Source organism: Streptomyces sp. NPDC058663, assembly GCF_042716745.1.
Classification (GTDB): domain Bacteria; phylum Actinomycetota; class Actinomycetes; order Streptomycetales; family Streptomycetaceae; genus Streptomyces.
In genome coordinates, this window is sequence record NZ_JBHXRV010000019.1 from 67,321 (window position 1) to 91,352 (window position 24,032).

A 24,032-nucleotide genomic window follows, 5' to 3' on the forward strand; every position below is an offset into this window, starting at 1 on the left:
CGGGCGAACGGTTGCGGGTGGCCGGTGGCCGGTGGCGGGTGGCCGGTGGCTGCTGCGGTGGGGCGGGCCGGGGCTCAGCTGCCGCCGCGGAGGATGGAGTTGCCTTCGTGCAGGGGTGGGGGCGGTGCGGCGGGGGAGGTGAGGTCCAGGCGGCCGCTGAGGCCGTAAAAGGCGACGGGGTTGCGCCACATGACCTGGTCGACGTCGTCGGCCGGGAAGCCCGCGGCGAGGAGGGCGTCGGCGACCTTGCGCGTCTTCAGGGGGTCGCTCCTCCCCCAGTCCGCTGCCGAGTTGACCAGGACGCGCTCCGTGCCGTGCTCCTGGATGATCGCGACCATCCGGTCCTCGTCCATCTTGGTGTCGGGGTACACCGAGAAGCCGAGCCAGCAGCCGCTGTCGGCGGCGGCCTTCACGGTGGTCTCGTTGAGGTGGTCGATGAGGACACGGTCGGGAGTGAGGGCCGACTCGCGGAGCACGTCGAGGGTGCGGTGCAGGCCGGTGAGCTTGTCGCGGTGCGGGGTGTGGACGAGAGCGGGCAGGCCGTGGTCCGCGGCGAGTTGGAGCTGGACGGCGAGGGCGGTGTCCTCGGCCGGGGTCATCGAGTCGTAGCCGATCTCGCCGACGGCGACGACCGAGTCCTTGGCCAGGTAGCGGGGCAGTTCGTCGAGGACGGGTGTGCAGCGGGGGTCGTTCGCCTCCTTCGGGTTGAGGGCGATCGTGCAGTGGTGGGTGATGCCGTGCTGCGCGGCGCGGTAGGGCTCCCAGCCGAGCAGGCCGTCGAAGTAGTCGAAGAAGCTGGCGGGCGAGGTGCGGGGCTGGCCGAGCCAGAAGGACGGTTCGACGACCGCTCGGACTCCGGCCGCGTACATCGCCTCGTAGTCGTCCGTGGTGCGGGAGGTCATATGGATGTGCGGGTCGAAGATGCGCATCAGGATTCCTCGGCGGGGGTCGTGAGGGTGCGGACGCGGTGCAGGTCGGCGGGGACGGGGCGGCCGGCGGCGGTGCGTTCGGCGGCGTAGTCGGTGAGCATCCGGGCCAGTTCGGTGTCACCGCGTGACCGGCCCGCGAGGGAGGCGACCGACGCCACGGGCACGCCGGTGAAGAGGCACTTGAGGACCGCGTGCCGCCAGGCGTGCGGGGGCAGGTGGGCCGCGGCGTACGGGCCGACGGCGGCGGTGAGGAGGCGGGTGTCGTGGGTGCGCAGCGCGTCCTCGACCAGAGGCAGGGCCGAACCGTCGCGCAGCCGGTCGAGGTGGGGCAGGGCCAGCAGCACGGCCCGGCGCTCCGCGGCGCTGCCGCCGGAGTACAGCCGCCGCACGGTGTCGAGATCGGCGTGCGCCGCGTGGAGGAGGAGAACGCGCGCGCTGGCGGCCAGATCGGAGGCGGGTGCGGGGGAAGGGGCCGGGGCGGTGGATGCGGCCGTGGCTGTGGTGGGGTCGAAGGCAGGTCCGGTGGGGGCAGGAGTGAGCTCGGAGGCGGGTCCGGTGGGGGCCGGGGCGCACTCGGAAGCAGGCCCGGTGGAGGCGGGGGTGGGTGCGGGAGTGGTCCGGGCGAGGGCCGGGGTGGGTGAGGCAGAGGGGCCGGTGGGGGCCGGGGCGCACTCGGAAGCAGGCCCGGTGAAAGCAGGCCCGGTGGAGGCGGGGGTGGGTGCGGGAGTGGTCCGGGCGAGGGCCGGGGTGGGTGAGGCAGAGGGGCCGGCGGGGGCCCGGGGCCCGGGGGCGGTGGCAGAGGTGGGGCGCGGGTTCGGTCCGTCGCTGGTACGGGGGTGGCAGTGGCGGCCGGCCTCGGCGAAGCGCAGCTCCCAAGCGGGGATATGCGGCGGGGCGGAGGGGGGCACCAGGACTGAAGGCGGCGCGGCAGGGGGTGCGGCAGGGGGCGCCCCAGCGCGGGTGGGCGGGGCGGGCGCGGGGGTGCCGTGCAGGCCGAGTCGTCCGGCAGGGGCGGGCGGCGTGACAAGGGGTGCGGCAGAGGGCGCCCCGGCGGGGCCGGGCGGGGCAGGAGCGGGGGTGGCGTGTGGGCCGGGCTGTCCGGCGGCGGGTGAGGTGAGGTCCGGCCCGGGGCGGGGGTGTCCGGTGCGCCGCGCGGCGGGGGGTGCCGCAGGCGAGAACGCGTCCGTAGTGGCGGGCGCGGCCGAGGCGGGCCGTGCCGCAGCCGCCAGGGCCTCGTCCAGCCAGCTGCGGCCCGACTCACTCAGATCGGTCTCCAGGAGAGATCTGAGCTCTGCGAGGTCCGGGAACGCACGGGAGTCATGGGGGTCCGGGGTCATCGTGCGCCTCCTGCCGGGAGTGACGCGGGGGCTGAGGAGGCGGCGGCGCACGAGTTCAGGAACTCTATGGATTCGGCCGCCAGGCGGGGGCCTGCGTGGGAGTGGCGGGGAAGTTCGACCACGGTCAGGCCCTGGTAGCCGGTGTCCGCCAGGGCGGAGAGGACCGGTGGGAAGTCGATCTCGCCCTCGCCGAAGGGCAGGTGTTCGTGGACGCCTCGCCGCATGTCCTCGATCTGTACGTGGCGCAGCCAGGGGGCGGCCTCGCGTACGCAGTCGGCCGGTGCATTCGGTTCCAGGCACTGGCAGTGGCCGATGTCCAGAGTGAGGCCGAGGAGTTCCGGGCCGCCGAGCAGGTGGCGCAGGCGGTGGAAGTCGGCGAGCGTGGCGAGCAGATGTCCGGGTTCGGGTTCCACCGCTAGGGGCATGTCGTGGGCTGCCGCCGCGGCCAGGACGGGTTCCAGCGCGTCCGTCAGGCGTTGCCAGGCGGTGTCGGGCGGGGTGCCCTCCGGTGTGACACCGCTGAAGAGGTGCACCGCGTGGGCGCCCAGATCCGCCGCCACCCTGATCGCCGTCACGAGGAGTCCGGCGCGGAGCGACCTCGCCTCCGGGTCCGCGTCCAGCAGGGTGGGGCCGTGCTTGCACCGAGGGTCCAGGACGTAGCGGGCGCCGGTCTCGATGGTGACGGCGAGGCCGAGGCGGTCCAGGCGCCGGGCCACGTCCCGGGTCAGGGCGGGGAGCTCCGGGGAGGCCGGGTCCAGGTGCATGTGATCGAGGGTCAGCCCCACACCGTCGTACCCGAGGTCCGCCAGCAGGTGCAGCGCGTCGTTCAGCCGGAGGTCGGTGAGGCCGTTGGTGCCGTAGCCGAAGCAGAGGCGGCTACCGGGCGCGGGTACGTCCGTGGGGGCCGTCACGTCGGGCTCACCTTGCGCGCGAGGCGGCGGGCCAGCGGGGCCAGCAACAGCAGCGCTGCCCCGGCTCCCGGTGCACCGGACCTGGCGATGAGGGCTGCTTGCAGGGGGATCATGGCGCGGATTCCACCGCCGACGGCCCGCTGGGTGAGGGGTGGCGAGGGGTTCAGGACCGCGTGGACGAGGGGTTTGCCGGCGGTACGGAGGTAGACCGCGGCCAGCCCGGCTGCCACCAACGGCGTGACCGACACCGGAGAAGTGGATGCGACGGGAGATGTGGGCCACGTGCGTGGTGCGGGGTGTGCAGTGGGTGGCTCGAAGGGACTGCCTCCCAGCCGTCCGAAGGGAAGGGCCACCACCCGCCGGGCCGAGCTGACCCCAGCCCCTTGGGCAGGGCGCATTGCGGACCCGGGGGCAAAGGCTCCGGCGGCCACGACGGCAGCGGTGGTTGCCAGCGCTGCCAGCGGTGCGGTGCTTGAACCACCCTGGGTCTCGTGGCGCGAGACCTCTGTCACCGCATAGGTGTGCGCGCCGAGCATCGCCGCGCTGGGGGCCGCCGCGACGAGCGCGGTGCGGACCACAGCGAGCGGGGCCGTCGCGGGAGCGGGGCGCCAGGTCTGGGCCGGACGGTGCTCCGGGGCACGGTCGGCCCTCGCCGTCGCCACCGCCCCCATGAGGACGTCCAGGGAGCGGGCCGCCGCCATCGCGGCCGGACCTGCCGGAGTGTGCTTGAGCTTGAGGTCGTACGACCAGACCGTCGCCGTCAGCAGCGCGGCTACGCCAAGGGTCGGCCTGCCCGCTCGCCCAGCCAGGGTCAGACCGGCCGCCGTCAGCGCGCAGGCGGCCGTCAGCGCGGCCCCCGGGGCGATCCGTCCCGACGGGATCGGGCGGTGCGGGCGGTCCACGGCGTCCTCCGCGCGGTCGGCCCAGTCGTTGAGCGCCATGCCCGCTTCGTAGAGGCAGAGGGAGGCGGCGGCAGCCAGGAAGGTGCCCCGGTGCGGCCGTACGGAGAGGGCCGCCGCTCCGGCGAGGGCGTCGCCGGGAACGGTGACCAGGGCGGAGACCCTGAGGAGTTCGAGCCACGCCGACAGTGGGCCGGTGGCCCCGCGGGGTCGGCTGTCCGGCCGAGGCGGGGCGTCATTCCGGCTGGGGCGATCTTCCCGCGCGGGCCCGCCGTCGCTCAGGAGCGCACGGACGCCCGCCCCGGAAAGGTCACCGCCCCGCGGTACACGTGCCTCCGCCCCGGAAAGACCACCACCCCGCAGCGCACGCGCCCCCCGCCACCCGAAGCCGCTCACTCGTCCTCCTCCCCCAGCCACCCCGCGAAGGAGGTCAGTTGTGCGTACTGGTCCGCCAGTGACGCGGGGGCTTCGCCGTCCGGGTCCTTGAAGTAGAAGGACAGGGCGGGCAGCGGGCCCGAGAGGCCGCGTTCGTGGGCGCGGGCGGCCAGTCGGGCGAGGTCCAGCACCAGCGGGGCCGCCAGGGCCGAGTCGCAGCCCTGCCAGGTGGTCTGGAGGGTCATCCGGGTGCCGAGGAACCCCTCGAACGCGATGTGGTCCCAGGCCGTCTTCCAGTCGCCGAGCGCCGGGACCTCGTCGATGTGGACCTCGCCCTGCGGGAGTTCGCCGAGCGTGTCCGTGAGGACCCGGGTCTTGCCCGCGTTCTTCGCGGCGGCCGCCGCCGGGTCGGCGAGCGCGGCCCCGTCCCCGCCGCCGAGCAGATTCGTGCCCGACCAGGCGCGTACCGGCAGCGCACGCTGCACGAACATCGGCGCGAGTACCGCCCTCAGCAAAGTCTGGCCCGTCTTGCCGTCACGTCCGGCCCAGGGAATGCCGCTGGAGCGCAACTCGTCCGACAGGCGTGGGGAGTTGATGCCGGTGGACGGGGTGAAGTTGACGTACGGGCAGCCGGAGCGGATGGCCGCTGCCGCGTACAGGGAGCTGGGCGGCAGGGTGTCGTCGTCGGCCGGGGCCGGTTCGGTGGAGGACACATTGACGACGACCACCCGTGCCAGCGCGTGCCGGGTGCGGAAGTCGTCGATGTCCGCCGCGAAGGCGTCGACCAGGACGGAGTGCGGGCGCGCGTCGTCCGGCACGGGGCCACCCGGTCTGATCTCCGCGTCCGCCCGTTCCAGTTCGGCCCGTACTGCCGAGGTGAGGCCGTACGGCAGCACTCCCCCGGCCTCCAGCTCCTCGGCCCGCTTGGGCAGCGGACAGCTGGCGGTGTCGTGGCCGCCGAAGACCAGCGAGCCCAGGGCGGGGAGCCCGGAGCCCGTGAAGGGGCCGGTCTCCGTGACCATTCCGGTCGGCGGGCGCAGGCCCGCCACCACGGCCGCCCAGCCGGCGACCGCCGTCGTGGCGACGGAGCCGCGCGCGCCCACGAACCACACTCCGGTCCGGATGCCTGTCGGTTCGGCTTCGTCGCTTGCGGGATGCGGCACAGGTGCCTCCCAAGTCCATGGGGTCAACGGTGTGTGAAGGGGGCGGTGGACGGGAGGGGCGGCGCCTTCCCGCCCACCGCCGGTACAGGGTCGCTTCCCGGCAGGGGGAGCGCCAGAGGGCCCTGGGGCCTGTGGGGCGCGCTCCCCCGAACCGGGGCCTAGCCGGGCAGCTCCCTCAACTGAACGTTGCGGAAGGAGACTTGGTCGACAGCTCCATGGTTCTGGAGGCCGATGTGGCCGTCCTTCAGGCTCCGCGCGGGGTCCGTGTTGGTGAAGTCGTTGATCTTCGCGCCGTTGAGGAAGATCTGCAGGCGTTCACCCGTGACCTTGATCTCGTAGCTGTTCCACTGGCCCGGCGGGCGCAGCACCCGGTCGCGTTCCTTGAGGTTCGCCGACTTGAAGGAGTACACCGAACCCGTCGTGCGGTCCGCCGCGTCGCTCGCGTCGATCTGGATCTCGTACCCCTTGCTGACGGCCGACCAGGGGTCGTCGGAGGCGGGGAATCCGACGAAGACACCGGAGTTGTCGTCTGCGGTCATCTTCCAGTCGAGCTTGAGGGAATATGAGCCCAGTTCCTTGGCCTGGTACCAGAGGAGGCCCATGCCGCCCTCGGAGCGCAGTTCGCCGTCCGTGACGGTGAACCTGCCGGGTCCCGCCTGCTTCCAGCCTTCCAGGGTCTCGCCGTTGAAGAGCGGCCGGTAGCCGGTCTGCGGCTTGCAGTCGGCCTTGACCTGGCCGGCGGCATAGCGCAGACCGCCCAGCAGGTGCTGGCGGAAGCCCGGTTCGGCGTACGACTCCTTGGTGTGGCCGCTGCCGGTGTAGAAGGAGCGGCCGCCCTCGTAGGTCTGGCACCAGGCGATCGGGTGGTCGCCCTTCATGGTGCCGCCGGTGTACGTCGTCTCGTCGAGGGTGGCGAGGATGCGGGCCTTGCCACGGGGATTGGTGCGGTAGTTGTACCACTCGTCGGTGCGCTCGACGGAGGCGCCCAGGTGCGCGGTCGCCGGGTGCGCGGTGTCCTCGATGCGGGTGGTGGCCTTCTGGATCTGCGGGTGCGAGGCGAAGTACGCGCCGACCAGGCCGCCGTAGAACGGCCAGTCGTACTCGGTGTCGGCCGCCGCGTGGATGCCCATGTAACCGCCGCCGGTACGGATGTAGTTCTCGAACGCCTTCTGCTGGTCGGCGTTGAGGACGTCACCGGTCGTCGACATGAAGACGACGGCGTCGTAGCGGGCCAGGTTGCTGGTGGTGAACTGGGCGGCCTCCTCGGTGGCGTCCACGGTGAGGTTGCTGGTCTTCCCCAGTTCCTTCAGGGCGGCGATGCCTTCCGGGATGGCGTCGTGCCGGAAGCCGGCCGTCCTGGAGAAGACCAGGACGCGCTTGGCCGTCTTGTCGGGGGCGCTGTTCGACAGCTGGAAGTCGTCGAGGTCGTAGAGCGCGCCCGCCCCGCCCTTGAAGACCAGGAACAGCTCGGTGGTCTTCTTCGGTACGGCGCGCAGCGGTACGTCGACGTCCTGGAAGACCTCCCAGCCGCCGGTCACGGGGACGGGTGCCGAGCCGAGGATCGGGCCGCTCGCCGAGCCGGTGCGTACCTCCAGGAAGCCGCCCGCGCCGCCGGAGGACACCCGGGCCGTGAGTGTGGTGGTGCCGGTGAGGTTGTAGGGCTTGAACGAGATCCAGTCGTCGTTGTCGATGTCGCCGACGGTCCTGCCGCCGTGCGCGGACGCCTTCTCGTAGACCCTCGTTCCCGACTGCCCGTTGAAGTGCTCCGCCTGCCGGTGCCTGGGCTGGAGCTGCGCCTGGTCGTGGCTGGTCAGCGCGGCCTGGCCGCCGCCTCCACCGTCCGTGTATTCGGCGTCGAAGACCCCGAAGATGTTGGCGTTGGGGTCGTGGCCGCCGTCGGAGGAGGTCTTGATGGTGCCGGAGCAGCCGTTCGCCGAGGTGATCGGGTGGCCGTGGCTGTCGTGGCCCAGGATGTATGTCACCTTGACCTTGGCGCAGTCGATCGGTTTGCCGCCCGCCTGGTCCTCCGGGTCGGTCACCTTCACCTTGAAGGGGATCTCGTCACCGAAGTCGAACAGGGTGCCTTCGGCGGGCAGTTCCAGGGTGACCTTGGGTGCGGTGTTGCCGACGACGACGTGGGCGCTCGCCGAGCCGGTCCGGCCGGTCGGGTCCTTCGCCGTCACGGTCGCCGTGTAGGTGCCGTTCTTCCGGTACGTGTGGGTGGGGTTCGGCTCCGTCGACTTCGCGGTGCCGTCGCCGAAGTCCCAGCTGTAGGTGAGGCTGTCTCCGTCGGCGTCGGTGGTGCCGGCCGAGGAGAACGCGACCTTCAGGGGGGCCTTGCCCGAGGTCTTGCTCGCGGCGGCCTCGGCGACCGGGGAGTGGCCGCCGGTGGCGTTCTCGATGCGGTAGAGCCCGGAGTTCTCGTCGCCGCCGAACCAGGCGGTGCCGTAGTCGAGGACGTAGAGCGCGCCGTCGGGGCCGAAGGCGCTGTCCATGACCTGGGTGCCGGTCCACGGGAACGGGTTGATCTTCTGGACGGTGCCGTCCTCGCCCTGCTCGATCCGCTTGATCCAGCGGCGGCCGAACTCGGTGGCGAAGAAGTCGCCGTCGTACGCCTCGGGGAACTTCACCGGGGAGGTGTTCGCGGCGTCGTAGCGGTAGACGGGTCCGCCCATCGGGGACTCGGAGCCGCTGCCGAACTCGGGCACCGAGCCGCCGTCGTACGGGATCCAGGCCGCCTGTGACGGTGGCAGGTCGGTCAGGCCGGTGTTGTACGGCGAGTCGTTCCTGGGTGCGGCGCAGTCGAAAGTGGCGCCGGAGGTCTTGGTGGCGAAGTCGTAGTCGACGTAGGGCTGGTTGTCGCCCGTGCAGAACGGCCAGCCGAAGTTGCCCGGCTTGGTCACACGGGCGAATTCGACCTGGCCCGCGGGACCGCGCCGGGGGTCGGCGGCGCCCGCGTCGGGGCCGTAGTCGCCGACGTAGAGGATGCCGGTCTTCTTGTCGACGCTGAAGCGGAAGGGGTTGCGGAAGCCCATCGCGTAGATCTCGGGGCGGGTCTTGTCGGTGCCCGGGGCGAAGAGGTTGCCGGCGGGGACCGTGTACGACGCGTCGTCGTGGACCTTGATGCGGAGGATCTTGCCGCGCAGGTCGTTGGTGTTGCCCGAGGTGCGGCGGGCGTCGAAGGCCGGGTTGCGGCCGGGACGCTCGTCGATGGGGGTGAAGCCGTCGGAGGCGAACGGGTTGGAGTCGTCGCCGGTGGAGAGGTAGAGGTTGCCCGCCGCGTCGAAGTCGATGTCGCCGCCGACGTGGCAGCAGATGCCGCGGGTCGCCGGGACGTCGAGGACCTTCTTCTCGCTGGCGTTGTCGAGGGTGCCGTCCGCCTTGAGGACGAAGCGGGAGAGCCGGTTCACCCCGTCGAACCTCGCGAAGTCGGCTGCGGTGCCGGTTTCGGGGGCGTCGCCCGCGGGCGTGTCCAGCGGGGGTGCGTAGTAGAGGTAGAGGGCCCTGTTCTCACTGAATTCGGGGTCCAGCGCGATGCCCTGGAGGCCTTCCTCGTCGTGCGAGTAGACGGGGACGGAGCCCACCACGCGGGTGTTTCCGGCCGCGTCGGTCATGCGGAGTTCGCCCTTGCGGGAGGTGTGCAGGACCGAGCGGTCGGGGAGCACCGCCAGGGACATCGGCTCGCCCATCTCCTGGGCGCCCTTGGCGAGGGTGATCTGCTGGAACTCCTCGGCCGCCGCTGCCGGGGCGGCGGGCAGCGCGGTCGCGGTCCGCGGTGCGGTGAGGGCGAAGGAAGTGGCGGCGAGGAGGCCGCCGGTGAGGAGGGCCAGCGTTCTCCTGGTACGAGTGGTGCGGGGGGTGCCGGTCGTTCTGGTGGTTCCTGAGAGGGGCGTTCTCGGGCGTTTTCCGTGCACGGGGTCCTCCGGAGTGAGTGGCCGGGCGGAACGTACGGGATGCTCCGGCGAGCGGGGCTGGCGCCTTGCTCGCGGCTCACGGCGGGTGGGGCGGGTGCCCTGCTCGCCATGGGGGGGTCGTGCCTTGCTCGCCAGAGGTGGGACGTGCCTCAATCGCCAGTGGTGGGTCGCGCCCTAATCGCGGCCGCCGAAGGCCGCGTCGAAGGACGCGGTCGGCGGATCGAAGTCGAAGCGCTTGAGGTGGGTGAGTGCCTCGGGGGCCCCGGCCAGCCGGTCCATGCCCGCGTCCTCCCACTCCACCGAGACCGGGCCTTCGTACCCGATCGAGCGGAGCATCCGGAAGACGTCCTCCCACGGCACGTCGCCGTGCCCGGCGGAGACGAAGTCCCAGCCGCGGCGCGGGTCGCCCCACGGGAGGTGCGAGCCGAGCCGGCCGTTGCGGCCGTCCAGGCGGGTGCGGGCCTCCTTGCAGTCGACGTGGTAGATCCGGTCCCGGAAGTCGTAGAGGAAGCCGACCGGGTCGAGGTCCTGCCAGACGAAGTGCGAGGGGTCGAAGTTCAGGCCGAAGGCGGGGCGGTGTCCGACCGCTTCCAGGGCGCGTTGGGTGGACCAGTAGTCGTATGCGATCTCGGAGGGGTGCACCTCGTGGGCGAACCGGACTCCCTGGTCGTCGAACACGTCCAGGATCGGGTTCCAGCGTGCGGCGAAGTCCTCGTAACCGCGGTCGACCATGTGCGGGGGGACGGGTGGGAACATCGCCACCAGGTGCCAGATGGACGAGCCGGTGAAGCCGACGACGGTACGGACGCCGAAGGCGGCGGCCGCGCGGGCCGTGTCGGCCATTTCGGCGGCGGCCCTGCGGCGTACGCCCTCCGCCTCTCCGTCGCCCCAGATCCTGTCGGGCAGGATCGCCCGGTGGCGTTCGTCGATGATGCTGTCGCAGACCGCCTGGCCGACCAGGTGGTTGGAGATGGCCCAGCACTTGAGGCCGTACTTGTCGAGCAGGGCGTGCCGGGAGTCCAGGTAGCCGGGGTCGGCGAGGGCCTTGTCGACCTCGAAGTGGTCTCCCCAGCAAGCGAGTTCGAGACCGTCGTAGCCGAAGTCGCGGGCGTGGGCGCAGACCTGTTCGAGGGGGAGGTCGGCCCACTGGCCGGTGAAGAGGGTGAACGGGCGGGGCATGACAGAACCTCCTGGTCAGCGCGCGACGGGTGTGTAGACGGCGTTCCTCTCCGCGCTCTCCTCCACCGCGGCCAGCACCCGCTGCACCTGGAGTCCGTCGGCGAACGACGGCTCGGGGTCCGTGCCCCGTGCGACTGCGGTCAGGAGGTCGCGGGCCTGGTGGACGAAGGTGTGCTCGTAGCCGAGCGCGTGGCCCGGCGGCCACCAGGCCTTGAGATAGGGGTGGCCGGGCTCGGTGACCAGGATCCGGCGGAAGCCGGCCGTGGCGGCGGGTTCGGTGTGGTCGTGGAAGGAGAGCTCGTTGAGCCGCTCCATGTCGAAGGCCACCGAGCCCTTTTCCCCGTTGAGTTCGACGCGCAGTGCGTTCTTGCGGCCGGCCGCCATGCGGGTCGCCTCGAAGGAGACGAGTGCCCCGGAGGCCATCCGGCCGGTGAACAGCGCCGCGTCGTCGACGGTCACCTCACCACGGGGCGGCGCTCCCGCCCGCCCGGCCGCCTCCGGATCGGGGCGCAGCCGTACGAAGGTCTCGGTCAGCGCGGAGACCCCCACCACCGGCTCCCCCGCCAGGTACTGCGCGAGGTCCACGATGTGCGCCCCCAGGTCACCCAGTGCGCCGGAGCCCGCCCGGTCCCGCTTCAGGCGCCAGCCCAGCGGGGCGTCCGGGTCTACCAGCCAGTCCTGGAGGTAGCCGAGCCGCAGATGGCGCAGGGCGCCGAGTCTGCCGTCGGCGATCAGCGTACGGGCGTGCGCGAGGGCGGGCACCCGCCGGTAGTTGAAGCCGACCATCGCCAACTGGCCTCGGGCGCGCGCCTGTCGGGCTGCTTCGGCCATCACCTCGGCTTCCTCGACGGTGTTGGCGAGCGGCTTCTCGCACAGCACGTGCTTGCCGGCCGCCAGTGCGGCGACCGCGATCGCCGCATGGCTGTCGCCCGGGGTGCAGATGTCCACGAGCTGGACGTCGTCGCGGGCGATCAGTTCTCGCCAGTCCGTCTCCGTCGCCGCCCATCCGTGCCGGTCCGCCATGGCCCGTACGGCGGTGGCGTCGCGCCCGCAGACCGCCGCGAGGACCGGGCGTACGGGCAGGTCGAAGACCCGGCCCACCGTGCGCCAGCCCTGGGAGTGGGCGGCGCCCATGAAGGAGTAGCCGACCATGCCGATGCCGAGCGGCGGGGGGCCTGCACCCGCTTCCGGCGTCGTGCCCGCCGGGTCCGCGGGTTCCTCCGTCCGGTCGCTCCGGTTCGTCCCGTCCGTGCCGTCCATCCGGGTTCCTCCTCGCTGTGCGTACGGTGCGGCCTTGCCGGGCGGGATCAGGTGAACGCCTGCGGCAGGTACTCGTCGACGTTGTCCTTGGTGACGACAGCCGAGTAGAGGGTGATCAAGGCCGGTATCTCCAGCTCCGACATGCCGCCGACGCCCTTGCCCTGGCCGAGCGCTCGCGCCAGGTCGATCGCGGAGGCCGACATCGTGGGCGGGTAGAGCACGGTTGCCTTGAGGACACCCGTGTCGGCCTTGATGGCGTCCATCGCGGACTTGGCGCCCGCACCGCCGACCATCAGGAAGTCCTTGCGGCCGGCCTGCGCGATGGCGCGCAGGGCGCCCACGCCCTGGTCGTCGTCGTGGTTCCACAAGGCGTCGAACTGCGGTTGCGCCTGAAGGAGTTGCGCCATCTTGGCCTGCCCCGACTCAACGGTGAAGTCCGCTGCCTGACGGGCCACCTTCTTGATGTTCGGGTAGTTCTTGAGGGCGGCGTCGAAGCCCTCGGTGCGGAGCTTGGTGAGTTCGAGGCTGTCGACCCCGGCGAGTTCGATGACCTTGGCGTTCGGCTTGTTCTTGAGCTGTTCGCCGATGAAGCGTCCGGCGTTGAGGCCCATGCCGTAGTTGTCGCCGCCGATCCAGCAGCGGTAGGCCTGCTGCGAGTCGAAGACCCGGTCCAGGTTGACGACGGGAATGCCCGCCTTCATGGCCTGGAGCCCGATCGCGGTGAGCGCCTTGCCGTCGGTCGGCAGGATGACCAGGACGTCGACCTTCTTGTTGATCAGGGTCTGTATCTGGCCGATCTGCGCGGCGGTGTCGTTGGAGCCCTCGGTGATGTCGAGGGTGACGTCCGGGTACTTCTTGGCCCGCTCGCGGGCGTTCTCGTTGATCGCGTTGAGCCAGCCGTGGTCGGCCTGCGGCCCGGCGAAGCCGATGGTGACCTTCTTTCCCGGCTTGTCGTCGGCGACGGGCTGGTTGTTGGTTGCCGGGGCGTCCGGCTTGCTGGGCTCGTTGCTGGTGCAGGCGGACAGGAGGGCGGTCGCCGAGACGGCGGCGCCGCCGAAGAGGATTCCTCTGCGGGTGGTTCCCGGGCTCGCGGAGTTTCGTGGCATGGCGGTGGAACCCTTCGACTCGGGCGGTCAACTGGATTGACGTGTACGCGTGTTGAGGTTGCGGCGGTGAGGGTGCGCGGAGGTTACGTGGCGTCGTCGCGGGCGGTGCGCCGCTGGACCAGGACGGCGGCCACGATGATCGCGCCCTTCGCGATCTGCTGGACGTCGCTCTGGAGGTTGTTGAGGGCGAAGATGTTGGTGATCGTCGTGAAGACGAGGACACCGAGCACCGACCCGACGACGGTGCCGCGCCCGCCGGTGAGCAGGGTGCCGCCGATGATGGCGGCGGCGATGGCGTCGAGTTCGTACAGGTTGCCGTTGGTGTTCTGGCCGGAGCCGGAGAGGACGACCAGCATGAACGCGGCGATTCCGCAGCACAGGCCGGACAACAGGTAGAGGTAGAGGCGCTGGCGGCGTACGTCGATGCCGGCCAGCCGGGCCGCTTCCGCGTTGCCGCCGACCGCGACGGTGCGCCGCCCGAAGGTCGTACGGTTGAGTATCAGCCAGCCCACCACGGTGACCAGCGCGAACACGATGACCAGCGGCGGGACGCCGAGGAGGTAGGAGTCGGGCACCCCGAGGTCGAGCACCGCGTCCACGGTGACGATCTGGGTCCTGCCCTCCGTGATCTGGAGGGCCAGTCCACGCGCGGAGGCCAGCATCGCGAGGGTGGCGATGAAGGGCACCAGCTTGCCGTAGGCGATGAGCAGCCCGTTGACGAATCCGCAGGCCGTGCCGACGAGCACGGCGGTGAACAGGATGCCGGCGAACCCGTACTCCTGGGTGGCGACGGTGGTCGCCCAGACGGAGGCGAGTGCGACGATCGCGCCGACCGAGAGGTCGATGCCGCCGCTGGTGATGACGAAGGTCATGCCGACGGTGACGACGCCGATGATGGAGGCCTGGGTGAGGACGAGCTGGAGGTTCCCGGTGTCCAGGAACTGGTCGGGCTTGGTGACGCCGCCGACGGCGATCAGCACGGCCAGGACCCCGAGGAGGGAGAGGTTGCGGACGTCGAACCGCAGCCCGGAACCCGGCCAACTCCCTTTGTTTTGCGGTGGTTCGAGGTCCTGCGGTGGCTTCACCTGGGACTGGGTCATGAGGCCGGGCTCCCTTCCATGACGAGGTCGAGCACGCGGTGCTCGTCGAGTGCGCGCGCGGGCGCGGTGTGGACGACTCGGCCTTCGCGGAGCACCAGTACGCGATCCGCGAGCCCCAGCACTTCGGGGACCTCGCTGGAGACCAGGAGCACGGCCAGGCCCTCGTCGGCGAGGCGTCGGATCACCGCGTAGAGCTCGGCGCGGGCGCCGACGTCGACGCCGCGGGTCGGCTCGTCGAGCAGCAGCACGCGGCAGCCGCGCAGCAGCCAGCGGGCGAGTACGGCTTTCTGCTGGTTGCCGCCGGACAAGGTACGGATCGGGGCATCGGGGTTGTCCGGGCGCAACGACAGCTCACGGGTGGCCAGTTGGGACTGGCGGCGCTCGGCCCTGCGGTCCACCCAGCCGCCGCGGGAGAAGCGGGACAGGGAGGACACGGAGACGTTCCGGGTGACGGATTCGAGCGTGAGCAGCCCCTGTGCCTTGCGCTCCTCGGGTGCGAGCCCGATGCCCGCACGGACCGCGGCCCGCACGCTTCCGGTGCGCAGCTGCTGCCCGTCCACCGTCACCTGGCCGGCCGTCGGCCTGCGCGCTCCGTAGATCGTCTCCAGGATCTCCGAGCGCCCCGATCCGACGAGACCGGCGAGGCCGACGATCTCACCGGGGCGGACATCGAGGTCGAGCGGCTCGAACTCGCCTGTACGGCACAGTCCTTGCACGCGCAGCACCGGCTGCTCGGAGGGGTCCGCCGGTGCCTGGTCCCGTTGCTCGGGGAAGACGTACTCGACGTTGCGGCCGGTCATCATGGCCACGATGTCGCGGGTCGGGGTGTCGCGTGCGGGCAGGCCGACGGCCACCGCGCGGCCGTCCTTGAGGACGGTGACCCGGTCGCCGATGCGGCGGATCTCCTCCAGCCGGTGCGAGATGTAGACGACGGCCACCCCGTCGGCGGTCAGTGCGGCGACGATCCGGAAGAGGTTGTCGACCTCGTCGGGGTCGAGGGCCGCGGACGGCTCGTCCATCACGATCAGGCGTACGTCGTGGGAGAGGGCACGGGCCATCGAGACGATCTGCTGCTGGGCCGCCGAGAGGGTGCCGACCAGCCGGGCGGCGTCGATCTCGGGGTGGCCGAGGCGGCCGAGGAGAGCGTCGGCCGCGGCGCGCGCGGCCCGCCTCCGTACGACGAATCCGGCCGCGGTGGGCTCGTGCCCGAGGAAGACGTTCTCGGCCACGGACAGGCCCTCCACCAGATCGAGTTCCTGGTAGATGGTGGCGATGCCCAGCCGCATGGCCGCGATCGGGGACTTCAGCCGGACCTCGCCGCCCGACCAGGTGATGTGCCCGCCGTCGGGCTGGTGGGCCCCGGCGAGGACCTTGATGAGGGTGGACTTTCCCGCACCGTTCTGCCCGAGGAGGCAGTGCACTTCGCCCGGCAGAACTTCGAGATCGACACCGTCCAGGGCGCGGACGCCGGGGAACGACTTGGTGATGCCGGACATGGTGAGGAGAGGGGCGGACGTATCGCCGGGGGGACCCGGTGGTGGTGCCGGTGGTGCCGCGTGCTCTGGTGCCATGACGATTCCCCTCGGCGGATACGGCCGTGAGCGGACAGGGCTGTGCCAGGTACGGGTGGTGCGGGCGGTTCGGGTACACGGGCGGTTCGGGTACACGGGCGGTGCGGGTGGTACGGGCAGTGCAGGTGGTGCAGGTGGTGCAGGTGGTGCGCATGGGACTGGCGTTGCGGGGGTTGTACGCGGTCGGGGTCAGGCCGGGGAGAAGACGTGGTCGCTGATCAGCCGGGCCGCGCCGATCACGCCCGCTGCGGGCCCCAGCTCGCCCAGCACGATGGGGAGGTTGCCGGTGGCCAGCGGCAGGGACTGGCGGTACACCTGGGTGCGCACGCTGGCCAGCAGGTTGTGGCCCAGGCCCGTCACGCCGCCGCCGATCACCACCAGGCCCGGGTTGAAGAAGCTGACCAGGCCGGCGATGACCTGGCCGACCCGGTTGCCGCCCTCCCTGATCAGTTCGAGGGCGGTGGCGTCCCCGGCCGCCGCGGCGGCCGCCACGTCGACCGCGCTGAGCGAGCCGGCCGCGTCGAGGCGTGCCGCGAGCTCGGCGGACTGTCCGGCGCGGGCCGCGCTCTCCGCATCCCGTGCCAGGGCGGCACCGCTGAAGTGGGCCTCCAGGCAACCCTTGTTGCCGCAGGCGCAGGGGCGCCCTTCCGGTTCGACCTGGATGTGGCCGATGTCGCCCGCGCTGCCGGTCGTCCCCCGGTAGACCTCGCCGCCGACGACGATGCCGCAGCCGATGCCGGTGCCGATCTTGACGCAGAGGAAGTCCCCGACCGAGCGGGCGACTCCGGCGTGCTGCTCGCCCATCGCCATCAGGTTCACGTCGTTGTCGACCATCACGGGGCAGCCGAGTTCCTGGCTCAGTGCCTCGCGGACCGGGAAGCCGTCCCAGCCGGGCATGATCGGCGGCGCGACGGGCACGCCCTCGGGGAAGCGGACGGGGCCTGGGACACCGATGCCCGCACCGTCGAAACCACCGTCGGCGAGCCCGGTCGCCCTGAGCTTCGACGCCAGGGCGAGGACCTGCTCGAACACCGCGACAGGACCCTCCCTGACGTCCATCGGGTGGTTCAGGTGGCCGAGTACCTCCAGCTCCGCGTTGGTGACGGCGACATCGATCGAGGTGGCCCCGATGTCGACGCCGAGGAAGCGGAGCGCCGGGGCGAGCCGGATGTTGTGCGAGCGGCGCCCGCCCCTGGAGGCGGCGAGCCCGTCGGCGACGACGAGCCCGGTCTCCAGCAGCCGGTCGACCTCGACGGCCAGCTTGGAGCGGGAGAGGTCGACCTGGTCGCCGAGCTGGGCCCGGGAGTTGGGCCCGCCGTCCCGCAGCAGCCGGAGCAGCCGCGCCTGGTGCGCGTTCGCGGGTCGGGCCGTCATGCGCCTCACGTGCCCCCTCCTGCCTCTACGACCGAGGCTGCAAGCCACAACTGGCTTGTTCCTGCGGTTCTTTGGAGGGGAACGTAGCAGCGGCTGCCGGGAGTGGGAAGAACTTGCGCGGGAATCGGGCACAACTTTCTCCTCCACGAGGACAAAGAGGCACCACGGCGGGGCTGACGGCAGGGGGCTACGGCCAGTGGCCTACGGGCCACGGGCCACGGGCCACGGGCTACGGGCCACGGGCCACGGCCTACGGGCCACGGCCTACGGGCAGCGCACGATCTGGCCCGCGTAGGAGAGGTTGCCGCCGAAGCCGAAGAGGAGCACCGGCGCCCCGGAGCGCAGCTCACCCCGTTCGACCAGCTTGGAGAACGCCATCGGGATGCTCGCCGCCGAGGTGTTCCCCGACTCGACCACGTCCCGTGCGATCACCGCGTTGACCGCCCCGATGCGCTGCGCCAGCGGCTCGATCAGCCGCAGGTTGGCCTGGTGGAGGACCACCCCGGCCAGTTCCTCCGGTGCGAGCCCGGCGCGTGCGCACACTTGCCGCGCGATCGGTGGCAGCTGGGTGGTGGCCCACCGGTACACGGACTGCCCCACCTGCTCGAAGCGCGGCGGCGTGCCCTCGATCCGTACCGCATGCCCCATCTCGGGCACCGAGCCCCACAGCACGGGGCCGATCGCCCCCGCGTGCGTACCGAGTCCGCCGAAGCCGGCCGTACCTCCCTCGGCGGATTCCGCGGGGCCGGACGCCTCGACGACCGCCGCTCCCGCCCCGTCGCCGACCAGGACGCAGGTGGAGCGGTCGGCCCAGTCGGCGATCTCGGTCATCTTGTCGGCGCCGATGACCAGGACACGGACCGCTGATCCGGCCCGCACTGCGTGGTCGGCCGTCGCCAGGGCGTGGGTGAAGCCCGAGCAGACCACATTGAGGTCCATCACCGCGGGCGAGCCCATGCCGAGCCGGGCGGCGACCCGCGCGGCCATGTTCGGCGAGCGGTCGATGGCGGTGGAGGTCGCGACCAGGACCATGTCGATGTCGCCGGGCGTGAGACCCGCCGCGGCGAGTGCCTTGGCTCCGGCCTGCGCGGCGAGGTCGTCCACCGGCTCGTCCGGGCCCGCGACGTGCCGGGTCCTGATGCCGACCCGGCTGGTGATCCATGCGTCACTGGTGTCGACCAGCTTCGCCAGGTCTTCATTCGTGAGCACCTTGGCCGGCTGGTAATGCCCGAGCGCGACGATCCGTGAACCGGTCATGCGGCGACTCCACCCCTCATTGCGGACAGTCGGAGCGACCCAGTCTTCTTTGTGACTCACGGGTACGAGGGCGCGTGAATCAACAGCATTCGCCACCCAGACTTTGGAGCTTCCCGCCGACCCCACGGAGAATGGCACCCTCAGTACGCACACGCACACACACGTACCCCCTCCGCACACGCATACCGATGCGTCGTCACTCTCGGGCAGGACTGATTCACCATGGGCCGGGTCACCGCACGCCGCCGTGTCGTTCGCATCAGGGACGGAGCGGTGTCCTCCCGCCCCGACACGCTCGTGGCGGAGGAGCCGCTGGAGATCAGGCTCGACGGCAGGCCGCTGGCCATCACGATGCGCACTCCCGGTGACGACTTCGCGCTGGCCGCCGGTTTCCTGGTCAGTGAGGGCGTGCTCGGTGACGGCTCGGAGGTGGCGAACATCGTCTACTGCGCGGGGGCCACGGAGGACGGGTCCAACTCGTACAACGTGGTGGACGTACGGCTGGTGCCCGGCACTCCCGTCCCCGACATCACGCTGGAGCGCAACGTCTACACCACCTCCTCGTGCGGGCTGTGCGGCAAGGCCAGCCTGGACGCCGTCCGCACCACGGCCCGCTTCCCGATCGCGGACACTCCCCCGCTCCGGGTGACCCCCGAGCTGCTGTCCGCGCTGCCGGACCGGCTGCGTGCCGCGCAGCGGGTGTTCGAGACGACGGGCGGCCTGCACGCGGCGGCGCTCTTCTCCGAGACGGGTGAACTGCTCGACGTACGGGAGGACATCGGGCGGCACAACGCGGTCGACAAGCTCGTCGGCCGGGCACTGACGGACGGCAGGCTCCCGCTGTCCCGGGCGATACTCCTGGTGTCGGGACGGGCCTCGTTCGAGCTGGCGCAGAAGGCGGTGATGGCCGGCATCCCGTTCCTGGCGGCGGTCTCCGCGCCGTCCTCGCTGGCGGTGGACCTGGCGGCGGAGAGCGGGCTGACACTGGTCGGCTTTCTGCGCGGGGCCCACATGAACATCTACGCGGGCGAGGAACGGGTGGCCCTGCCGGAGCGCTGAGTCACCGGGCACCGCGTCAGCGCTTGGGGCTGCGCGTCTCGACGGGGGCGGGGAAGAACTGGAGCTCCAGGGTGGCGGGCGGCGGTGCGATGCCGGGGCCGCCCGCCGCGACCCAGGCCAGGATCTCGTCGGTGCTGTCGTCGTCCAGTGCCCAGCCGACCCACGCGGCTCTGCCGCCCCGGCGGCGGCCCTCGGTGGACGGCTGGACGACCACCACGTTGGCCTGCCCGCACGGGCCGAGGCAGTCGCTGGTACGCACCACGAGCCGGCCCGCTGAAGCGGCGGCGGCCTCGCGCATCCTGCGGAGCTGGCCGTCGTGGTCGGTGCCGGGGTTCTTGCGGGCGTCGCCGCAGCAGCAGCCCCTGCACACGGTGAGCGCGCAGGGGCGGGTGCGGGAGGCGAAGGAACGTATCGCTGAGGTCACTTGCCGATCTTGCCAGCAGTGAGGGGCATTCCCGCAACGGGCCCGGTGGTCGCTTCCGGGTCCCGCGCACGGCGTCTGGCGATCACCGCGCACACCATCAGCTGCATCTGGTGGAACAGCATCAGCGGCAGCACCGCCAGACTCGCATGCGCCCCGAACAGCACGCTCGCCATGGGCAGCCCGGCCGCCAGGCTCTTCTTCGACCCGGCGAACTGGATGGCGAGCCGGTCGCCGCGCGGGAACCCGAGCCGCCTGGACCCGTACCAGGTCAGCCAGAGCATCACCGCCAGCAGGGCCGCCTCGACCAGGAGCAGTGCGCCGAGCCTGGCGGGTGAGACCTGGCTCCAGATGCCGCCCACCATGCCCGCGCTGAACGCCGCGTACACGACCAGCAGGATGGAACCGCGGTCGAAGTACCCCAGCGCCTTCCTGTGCCGGCTCAGGAACCCGCCGACCCAGCGCCGCAGCAACTGCCCCAGCACGAACGGCACCAGCAGCTGCGCCACGATCCTGAGCACCGAGCCCCCGGAGAAACCGACCGCGTCGCCGCCGATGAGGGCGGCCGCGAGCAGTGGGGTGGCGACGATGCCGACCAGGCTGGAGAAGGAGCCCGCGCAGAGCGCCGCGGGGACGTTGCCGCGCGCGATCGAGGTGAACGTGATGGACGACTGGAGCGTGGAGGGCACCAGGCACAGGAAGAGCAGCCCGCTGTACAGCTGCGGGGTGAGCACGTGCGGGACCAGACCGCGCGCGGCGAGACCCAGCAGTGGGAAGACCACGAAGGTGGCGGCGAGGACGGTGAGGTGCAGCCGCCAGTGCCTGAGACCCGCCCAGATCTCCGCGGTGGACAGTTTCGCCCCATAAAGGAAGAACAGCAGCGCGATCGCCCCGGCCGTCACCTTGTCCAGCACACCGGCGGCGGTTCCGGAGACGGGCAGCAGACTGGCGAGGGCGACGGTGGCGATCAGCGCCAGGACGTAGGCGTCGACCGGCAGCCGGGGCGGCGGCTTGAGGCGGTTCATGCAGGGCATCGTCCCCCGCACCCGGCTCATCGGGAAAGGCGTACAACGTGGTGACTGTCATCACGGAACGCGATAGCGTGCCCGGTCATGTACGACCCGGCGCATCTTCGGACCTTCCTCGCCGTCGCCCAGACGCTCAGCTTCACCCAGGCGGCCCGCCGCCTGGGGCTGCGCCAGTCGACGGTGAGCCAGCACGTGCGGCGGCTGGAGGAGGGGGCCGGGCGGCGTCTTTTCGTCCGGGACACGCACCGGGTGGCGCTGACCGAGGACGGGGAGGCAATGCTCGGTTTCGCGGGGACGATCCTGGCCGCGCACGAGCGGGCGGCGGCCTACTTCACGGGCACCCGGCTGCGGGGGCGGCTGCGGTTCGGGGCCTCCGAGGACTTCGTACTGACCCGGCTTCCGGAGATCCTGGAGTCGTTCCGGCGCGATCATCCGGAGGTGGATCTCGAGTTGACGGTGGGACTCTCCGGCATCCTGCACCGGCAGATGGAGAGCGGGCGGCACGATCTGGTGCTGGCGAAGCGGCGGGCCGACGACACCCACGGGGAGCTGGTCTGGCGGGACACGCTGGCCTGGATCGGGGCGCCGGGGCTGCGGCTGGACCCGGACCGGCCTGTTCCGCTGATTCTCTTCCCCGCGCCGGCGATCACCCGGGCCCGCGCGCTGGAAGTACTGGAGGCGCACGGCCGGTCCTGGCGCATCGCCTGTACGAGCGGCAGCCTGAGCGGGCTGGTGGCGGCGGCGCGCGCCGGTCTCGGGGTGATGGCGCACACGCACGGGCTGATCCCGCCGGGACTCGCCCCACTGCGGCAGCGCGGAAGCGCTGGCGGTGGCGGTGGCGGTGGCGGTGGCGGTGGCACCCTTCCCGACCTGGGAACGGTCGATTTCGTCCTGCTGCACGGGCGGCGGCGGCCCGCGTCGCAGGAGGCCGCGGACGCACTGGCGGCGGCGGTCCTGGCAGGGGCGGACCGGCTGCACAGAGGCGGCTGAGAGAGGCCGAAATCGCACGTCCGTACGTGCCTGGTGGGTGCCACGTACAGATTCCGTGGAGATTCCCGTCGGCTCGACTTACCCCCGAGTAAGGTCGCCGTCCGAGCCTCCCGCACCGGGGCGCATTGGGGTACCGTCACCGGCGCTGTGCGGAGCGCTACAAGGAGCAGTCCATTGCGCGAGTTCACTGTCCCACCCACGGCTGCGTCTCCTCAGGTCGGTGGGCTGGCGGACGTGGTGTTCAGCCACGCCGAGCAGGACCCGCACCGGGTCGCGCTCGGCCGCAAGGGTGCGGACGGCCAGTGGCGGGACGTGACCTCGGCAGAGTTCCGCGACGAGGTGATGGCGTTCGCGAAGGGCCTGCTCGCCCAGGGCATACGGTTCGGCGACCGGGTCGCGATCATGTCCCGTACGCGGTACGAGTGGACGCTGTTCGACTTCGCACTCTGGGCGGTGGGCGCACAGCCGGTGCCGGTGTATCCGACCGCTTCCGCCGAGCAGGTCTTCTGGACGCTGCACGACGCCGAGGCGGTGGCCTGCGTCGTCGAGCACGAGGACCACGCGATGACGATCGCCTCGGTGATCGACCGGCTGCCCCGGCTGCACCGGCTGTGGCAGCTGGACACGGTCGCGATGGACGAACTCGTCTCCTCCGGGGCCCAGTTGGACGACGACGTGGTGCACAGGCATCGCCGCGCGGTCACCCCCGACACCGTGGCCACCGTCATCTACACCTCGGGAACCACGGGCCGCCCCAAGGGCTGCGTCCTCACCCACGCGAACTTCATGACAGAGACCGACACGGTCATCACCCGCTGGGAGCCGGTCTTCCGCTCCTCCCTGGGCGACGAGGCCTGCACCCTCCTCTTCCTGCCGCTCGCGCACGTCTTCGGGCGGATGGTGGAGGTGGCCGCGGTACGGGGCCGGGTCAAGCTCGGTCACCAGCCGGCCATGGCGGCCGCCGAACTGCTGCCGGACCTGGCGGCGTTCCGGCCGACCTTCATCCTGGCCGTCCCGTACATCTTCGAGAAGGTCTACCACGCGGCGCGGCGCAAGGCGGAGGCCGCGGGGAAGGCGGGGGTCTTCGACAAGGCGGTGGAGCTGGCGGTCCGTTACGCGGAGGCGATCGAGGACAAGGCCTTCGGGAGCGGCCCCGGCCCCTCCGCTGCGCTGCGGATGCAGCACCAGCTCTACGAGAAGCTCGTCTACGGCAAGGTGCGCGAGGCCATGGGCGGCCGGGTGCGGCACGCCATGTCGGGCGGCTCGGCGATGGAGCGGCGGCTCGGGCTGTTCTTCGCGGGATCGGGCGTGACGATCTTCGAGGGGTACGGGCTGACGGAGTCGACGGCGGCCGCGACGGCCAATCCGCCGGAGCGCACCCGCTTCGGCACGGTGGGACTCCCCCTGCCGGGCACCACGGTGCACATCGCGGAAGACGGCGAGGTGTGGCTGCACGGCGGGCACGTCTTCTCCGGCTACCTCAACGATCCGGCGGCGAGCGCGGCCGTCCTGCACGACGGCTGGCTGGCGACGGGGGACATCGGATCCCTGGACGAGGACGGCTATCTGACGATCACCGGTCGCAAGAAGGAGATCCTGGTGACGTCGAGCGGCAAGAGCGTGTCGCCAACGGGACTGGAGGAGCGGGTGCGGGCGCACCCGCTGGTCGCCCAGTGCATCGTCGTCGGCAACGACAGGCCGTACATCGCCGCGCTGGTCACGCTCGACCTGGAGGCGATCGAGCACTGGCTGGCGATGCAGGGGCGCGCGCCGCTGGCACCCAAGGACCTGGTGCGGGACCCGGACCTGGAGATGGAGGTGCGCCGGGCCGTGGTGGCGGCGAACACCCTGGTCTCCCAGCCGGAGTCCATCCGGACCTTCCGGATACTGGCGCAGCAGTTCACGGAGGAGCACGGGCTGCTCACTCCGTCGTTGAAGCTCAAGCGCAAGGCCATCGAGAAGGCGTACGAGGCAGAGGTGCACGCCCTGTACCGCTGAGGCGGGCGGCGTGCCTCTGAGGGGGCCCGGCGTGCCTCTGAGACGGCCGGCGTGCCACTGAGGGGCGGCCCTTGCGCCCGGCGCGACTCGGAGAGCACGGAAATGGCTCGCACGGCGAACGGCGGGGCCCGTATCGTGGTCGGCATGTCTACGCCCCGCAT

At 71.7% G+C, this 24,032-nt stretch carries 18 protein-coding genes; 3 read left to right on the forward strand and 15 right to left on the reverse strand.

The window, feature by feature from the left end; genetic code table 11:
- Positions 1-74 precede the first annotated feature (74 nt).
- From ACFWVV_RS16095 to ACFWVV_RS16155, 13 genes are all read right to left on the reverse strand, one after another.
- Positions 75-929 (reverse strand): TatD family hydrolase, encoded by an 855-nt coding sequence (locus tag ACFWVV_RS16095; RefSeq protein WP_384352715.1) that lies wholly within the window; start codon positions 927-929, stop codon positions 75-77.
- The gene (locus ACFWVV_RS16100) at positions 929-2,266 is read right to left on the reverse strand and encodes an EboA domain-containing protein (RefSeq protein WP_384422708.1); all 1,338 of its coding nucleotides are present in this window, start codon (positions 2,264-2,266) and stop codon (positions 929-931) included. The genes ACFWVV_RS16095 and ACFWVV_RS16100 overlap by 1 nt, the downstream gene beginning before the upstream one ends.
- Positions 2,263-3,177 carry a sugar phosphate isomerase/epimerase family protein gene (locus ACFWVV_RS16105; RefSeq protein WP_384352709.1) on the reverse strand — a complete coding sequence of 305 codons (915 nt, stop codon included), beginning with the start codon at positions 3,175-3,177 and terminating at the stop codon, positions 2,263-2,265. The genes ACFWVV_RS16100 and ACFWVV_RS16105 overlap by 4 nt, the downstream gene beginning before the upstream one ends.
- A complete protein-coding gene (locus ACFWVV_RS16110; RefSeq protein ID WP_384352706.1) occupies positions 3,174-4,472 on the reverse strand; it encodes an SCO3242 family prenyltransferase in 1,299 nt (432 codons plus the stop codon). The genes ACFWVV_RS16105 and ACFWVV_RS16110 overlap by 4 nt, the downstream gene beginning before the upstream one ends.
- A complete protein-coding gene (locus ACFWVV_RS16115) occupies positions 4,469-5,614 on the reverse strand; it encodes an inositol-3-phosphate synthase (protein ID WP_384352703.1) in 1,146 nt (381 codons plus the stop codon). The genes ACFWVV_RS16110 and ACFWVV_RS16115 overlap by 4 nt, the downstream gene beginning before the upstream one ends.
- A gap of 158 nt (positions 5,615-5,772) precedes the next feature.
- Positions 5,773-9,528: a ThuA domain-containing protein gene (locus ACFWVV_RS16120; RefSeq protein ID WP_384352700.1), complete on the reverse strand. Its 3,756-nt coding sequence runs from the start codon at positions 9,526-9,528 to the stop codon at positions 5,773-5,775.
- Positions 9,529-9,702: 174 nt separating this feature from the next.
- Entirely contained in the window at positions 9,703-10,707 is a 1,005-nt protein-coding gene (locus ACFWVV_RS16125) for a sugar phosphate isomerase/epimerase family protein (RefSeq protein WP_384352697.1), read from the reverse strand.
- Between the two features lie 15 nt (positions 10,708-10,722).
- Positions 10,723-11,859 carry a Gfo/Idh/MocA family protein gene (locus ACFWVV_RS16130; protein ID WP_384352820.1) on the reverse strand — a complete coding sequence of 379 codons (1,137 nt, stop codon included), beginning with the start codon at positions 11,857-11,859 and terminating at the stop codon, positions 10,723-10,725.
- A 155-nt stretch (positions 11,860-12,014) separates the two neighbouring features.
- A complete protein-coding gene (locus ACFWVV_RS16135; protein ID WP_384352695.1) occupies positions 12,015-13,073 on the reverse strand; it encodes a substrate-binding domain-containing protein in 1,059 nt (352 codons plus the stop codon).
- A gap of 83 nt (positions 13,074-13,156) precedes the next feature.
- Positions 13,157-14,173, reverse strand: coding sequence for an ABC transporter permease (locus ACFWVV_RS16140; protein WP_384352692.1), 1,017 nt, complete (start codon positions 14,171-14,173; stop codon positions 13,157-13,159).
- Complete coding sequence (locus tag ACFWVV_RS16145; RefSeq protein ID WP_384352689.1) at positions 14,170-15,669, reverse strand: sugar ABC transporter ATP-binding protein; 1,500 nt, start codon at positions 15,667-15,669, stop codon at positions 14,170-14,172. Before ACFWVV_RS16145 ends, ACFWVV_RS16140 begins: the two co-directional genes overlap by 4 nt.
- A 264-nt stretch (positions 15,670-15,933) precedes the next feature.
- Positions 15,934-17,118, reverse strand: a complete 1,185-nt coding sequence (locus tag ACFWVV_RS16150; RefSeq protein WP_384352817.1) for an ROK family protein — start codon at positions 17,116-17,118, stop codon at positions 15,934-15,936.
- A 264-nt stretch (positions 17,119-17,382) separates the two neighbouring features.
- Complete coding sequence (locus tag ACFWVV_RS16155; RefSeq protein ID WP_384352686.1) at positions 17,383-18,375, reverse strand: beta-ketoacyl-ACP synthase III; 993 nt, start codon at positions 18,373-18,375, stop codon at positions 17,383-17,385.
- A gap of 222 nt (positions 18,376-18,597) precedes the next feature.
- On the opposite strand from ACFWVV_RS16155, the gene fdhD reads away from it, so the two are divergent.
- The gene (gene fdhD / locus ACFWVV_RS16160; RefSeq protein ID WP_384352683.1) at positions 18,598-19,434 is read left to right on the forward strand and encodes a formate dehydrogenase accessory sulfurtransferase FdhD; all 837 of its coding nucleotides are present in this window, start codon (positions 18,598-18,600) and stop codon (positions 19,432-19,434) included.
- Positions 19,435-19,450: 16 nt separating this feature from the next.
- On the opposite strand, the gene ACFWVV_RS16165 is transcribed toward fdhD, so the two are convergent.
- Positions 19,451-19,858, reverse strand: a complete 408-nt coding sequence (locus tag ACFWVV_RS16165; protein WP_384352680.1) for a (2Fe-2S) ferredoxin domain-containing protein — start codon at positions 19,856-19,858, stop codon at positions 19,451-19,453.
- Positions 19,855-20,880: a bile acid:sodium symporter family protein gene (locus tag ACFWVV_RS16170; protein ID WP_384352677.1), complete on the reverse strand. Its 1,026-nt coding sequence runs from the start codon at positions 20,878-20,880 to the stop codon at positions 19,855-19,857. The genes ACFWVV_RS16165 and ACFWVV_RS16170 overlap by 4 nt, the downstream gene beginning before the upstream one ends.
- 87 nt (positions 20,881-20,967) lie before the next feature.
- On the opposite strand from ACFWVV_RS16170, the gene ACFWVV_RS16175 reads away from it, so the two are divergent.
- A complete protein-coding gene (locus ACFWVV_RS16175) occupies positions 20,968-21,873 on the forward strand; it encodes a LysR substrate-binding domain-containing protein (RefSeq protein WP_384352674.1) in 906 nt (301 codons plus the stop codon).
- A gap of 174 nt (positions 21,874-22,047) precedes the next feature.
- Positions 22,048-23,871 (forward strand): AMP-dependent synthetase/ligase, encoded by a 1,824-nt coding sequence (locus ACFWVV_RS16180; RefSeq protein ID WP_384352671.1) that lies wholly within the window; start codon positions 22,048-22,050, stop codon positions 23,869-23,871.
- The last annotated feature ends 161 nt before the right edge of the window (positions 23,872-24,032 follow it).

What these genes read in the sequence shown, in the direction of transcription:
- ACFWVV_RS16140 (WP_384352692.1), bottom strand. Translation starts at nt 14,173, where the DNA reads ATGACCCAGTCCCAGGTGAAGCCACCGCAGGACCTCGAACCACCGCAA.
- ACFWVV_RS16100 (WP_384422708.1), bottom strand. Translation starts at nt 2,266, where the DNA reads ATGACCCCGGACCCCCATGACTCCCGTGCGTTCCCGGACCTCGCAGAG.
- ACFWVV_RS16175 (WP_384352674.1), top strand. Translation starts at nt 20,968, where the DNA reads ATGTACGACCCGGCGCATCTTCGGACCTTCCTCGCCGTCGCCCAGACG.
- ACFWVV_RS16155 (WP_384352686.1), bottom strand. Translation starts at nt 18,375, where the DNA reads ATGACCGGTTCACGGATCGTCGCGCTCGGGCATTACCAGCCGGCCAAG.
- ACFWVV_RS16125 (WP_384352697.1), bottom strand. Translation starts at nt 10,707, where the DNA reads ATGCCCCGCCCGTTCACCCTCTTCACCGGCCAGTGGGCCGACCTCCCC.
- ACFWVV_RS16145 (WP_384352689.1), bottom strand. Translation starts at nt 15,669, where the DNA reads ATGTCCGGCATCACCAAGTCGTTCCCCGGCGTCCGCGCCCTGGACGGT.
- ACFWVV_RS16130 (WP_384352820.1), bottom strand. Translation starts at nt 11,859, where the DNA reads ATGGTCGGCTACTCCTTCATGGGCGCCGCCCACTCCCAGGGCTGGCGC.
- ACFWVV_RS16135 (WP_384352695.1), bottom strand. Translation starts at nt 13,073, where the DNA reads ATGCCACGAAACTCCGCGAGCCCGGGAACCACCCGCAGAGGAATCCTC.
- ACFWVV_RS16170 (WP_384352677.1), bottom strand. Translation starts at nt 20,880, where the DNA reads ATGAACCGCCTCAAGCCGCCGCCCCGGCTGCCGGTCGACGCCTACGTC.
- ACFWVV_RS16095 (WP_384352715.1), bottom strand. Translation starts at nt 929, where the DNA reads ATGCGCATCTTCGACCCGCACATCCATATGACCTCCCGCACCACGGAC.
- ACFWVV_RS16150 (WP_384352817.1), bottom strand. Translation starts at nt 17,118, where the DNA reads ATGACGGCCCGACCCGCGAACGCGCACCAGGCGCGGCTGCTCCGGCTG.
- fdhD (WP_384352683.1), top strand. Translation starts at nt 18,598, where the DNA reads ATGGGCCGGGTCACCGCACGCCGCCGTGTCGTTCGCATCAGGGACGGA.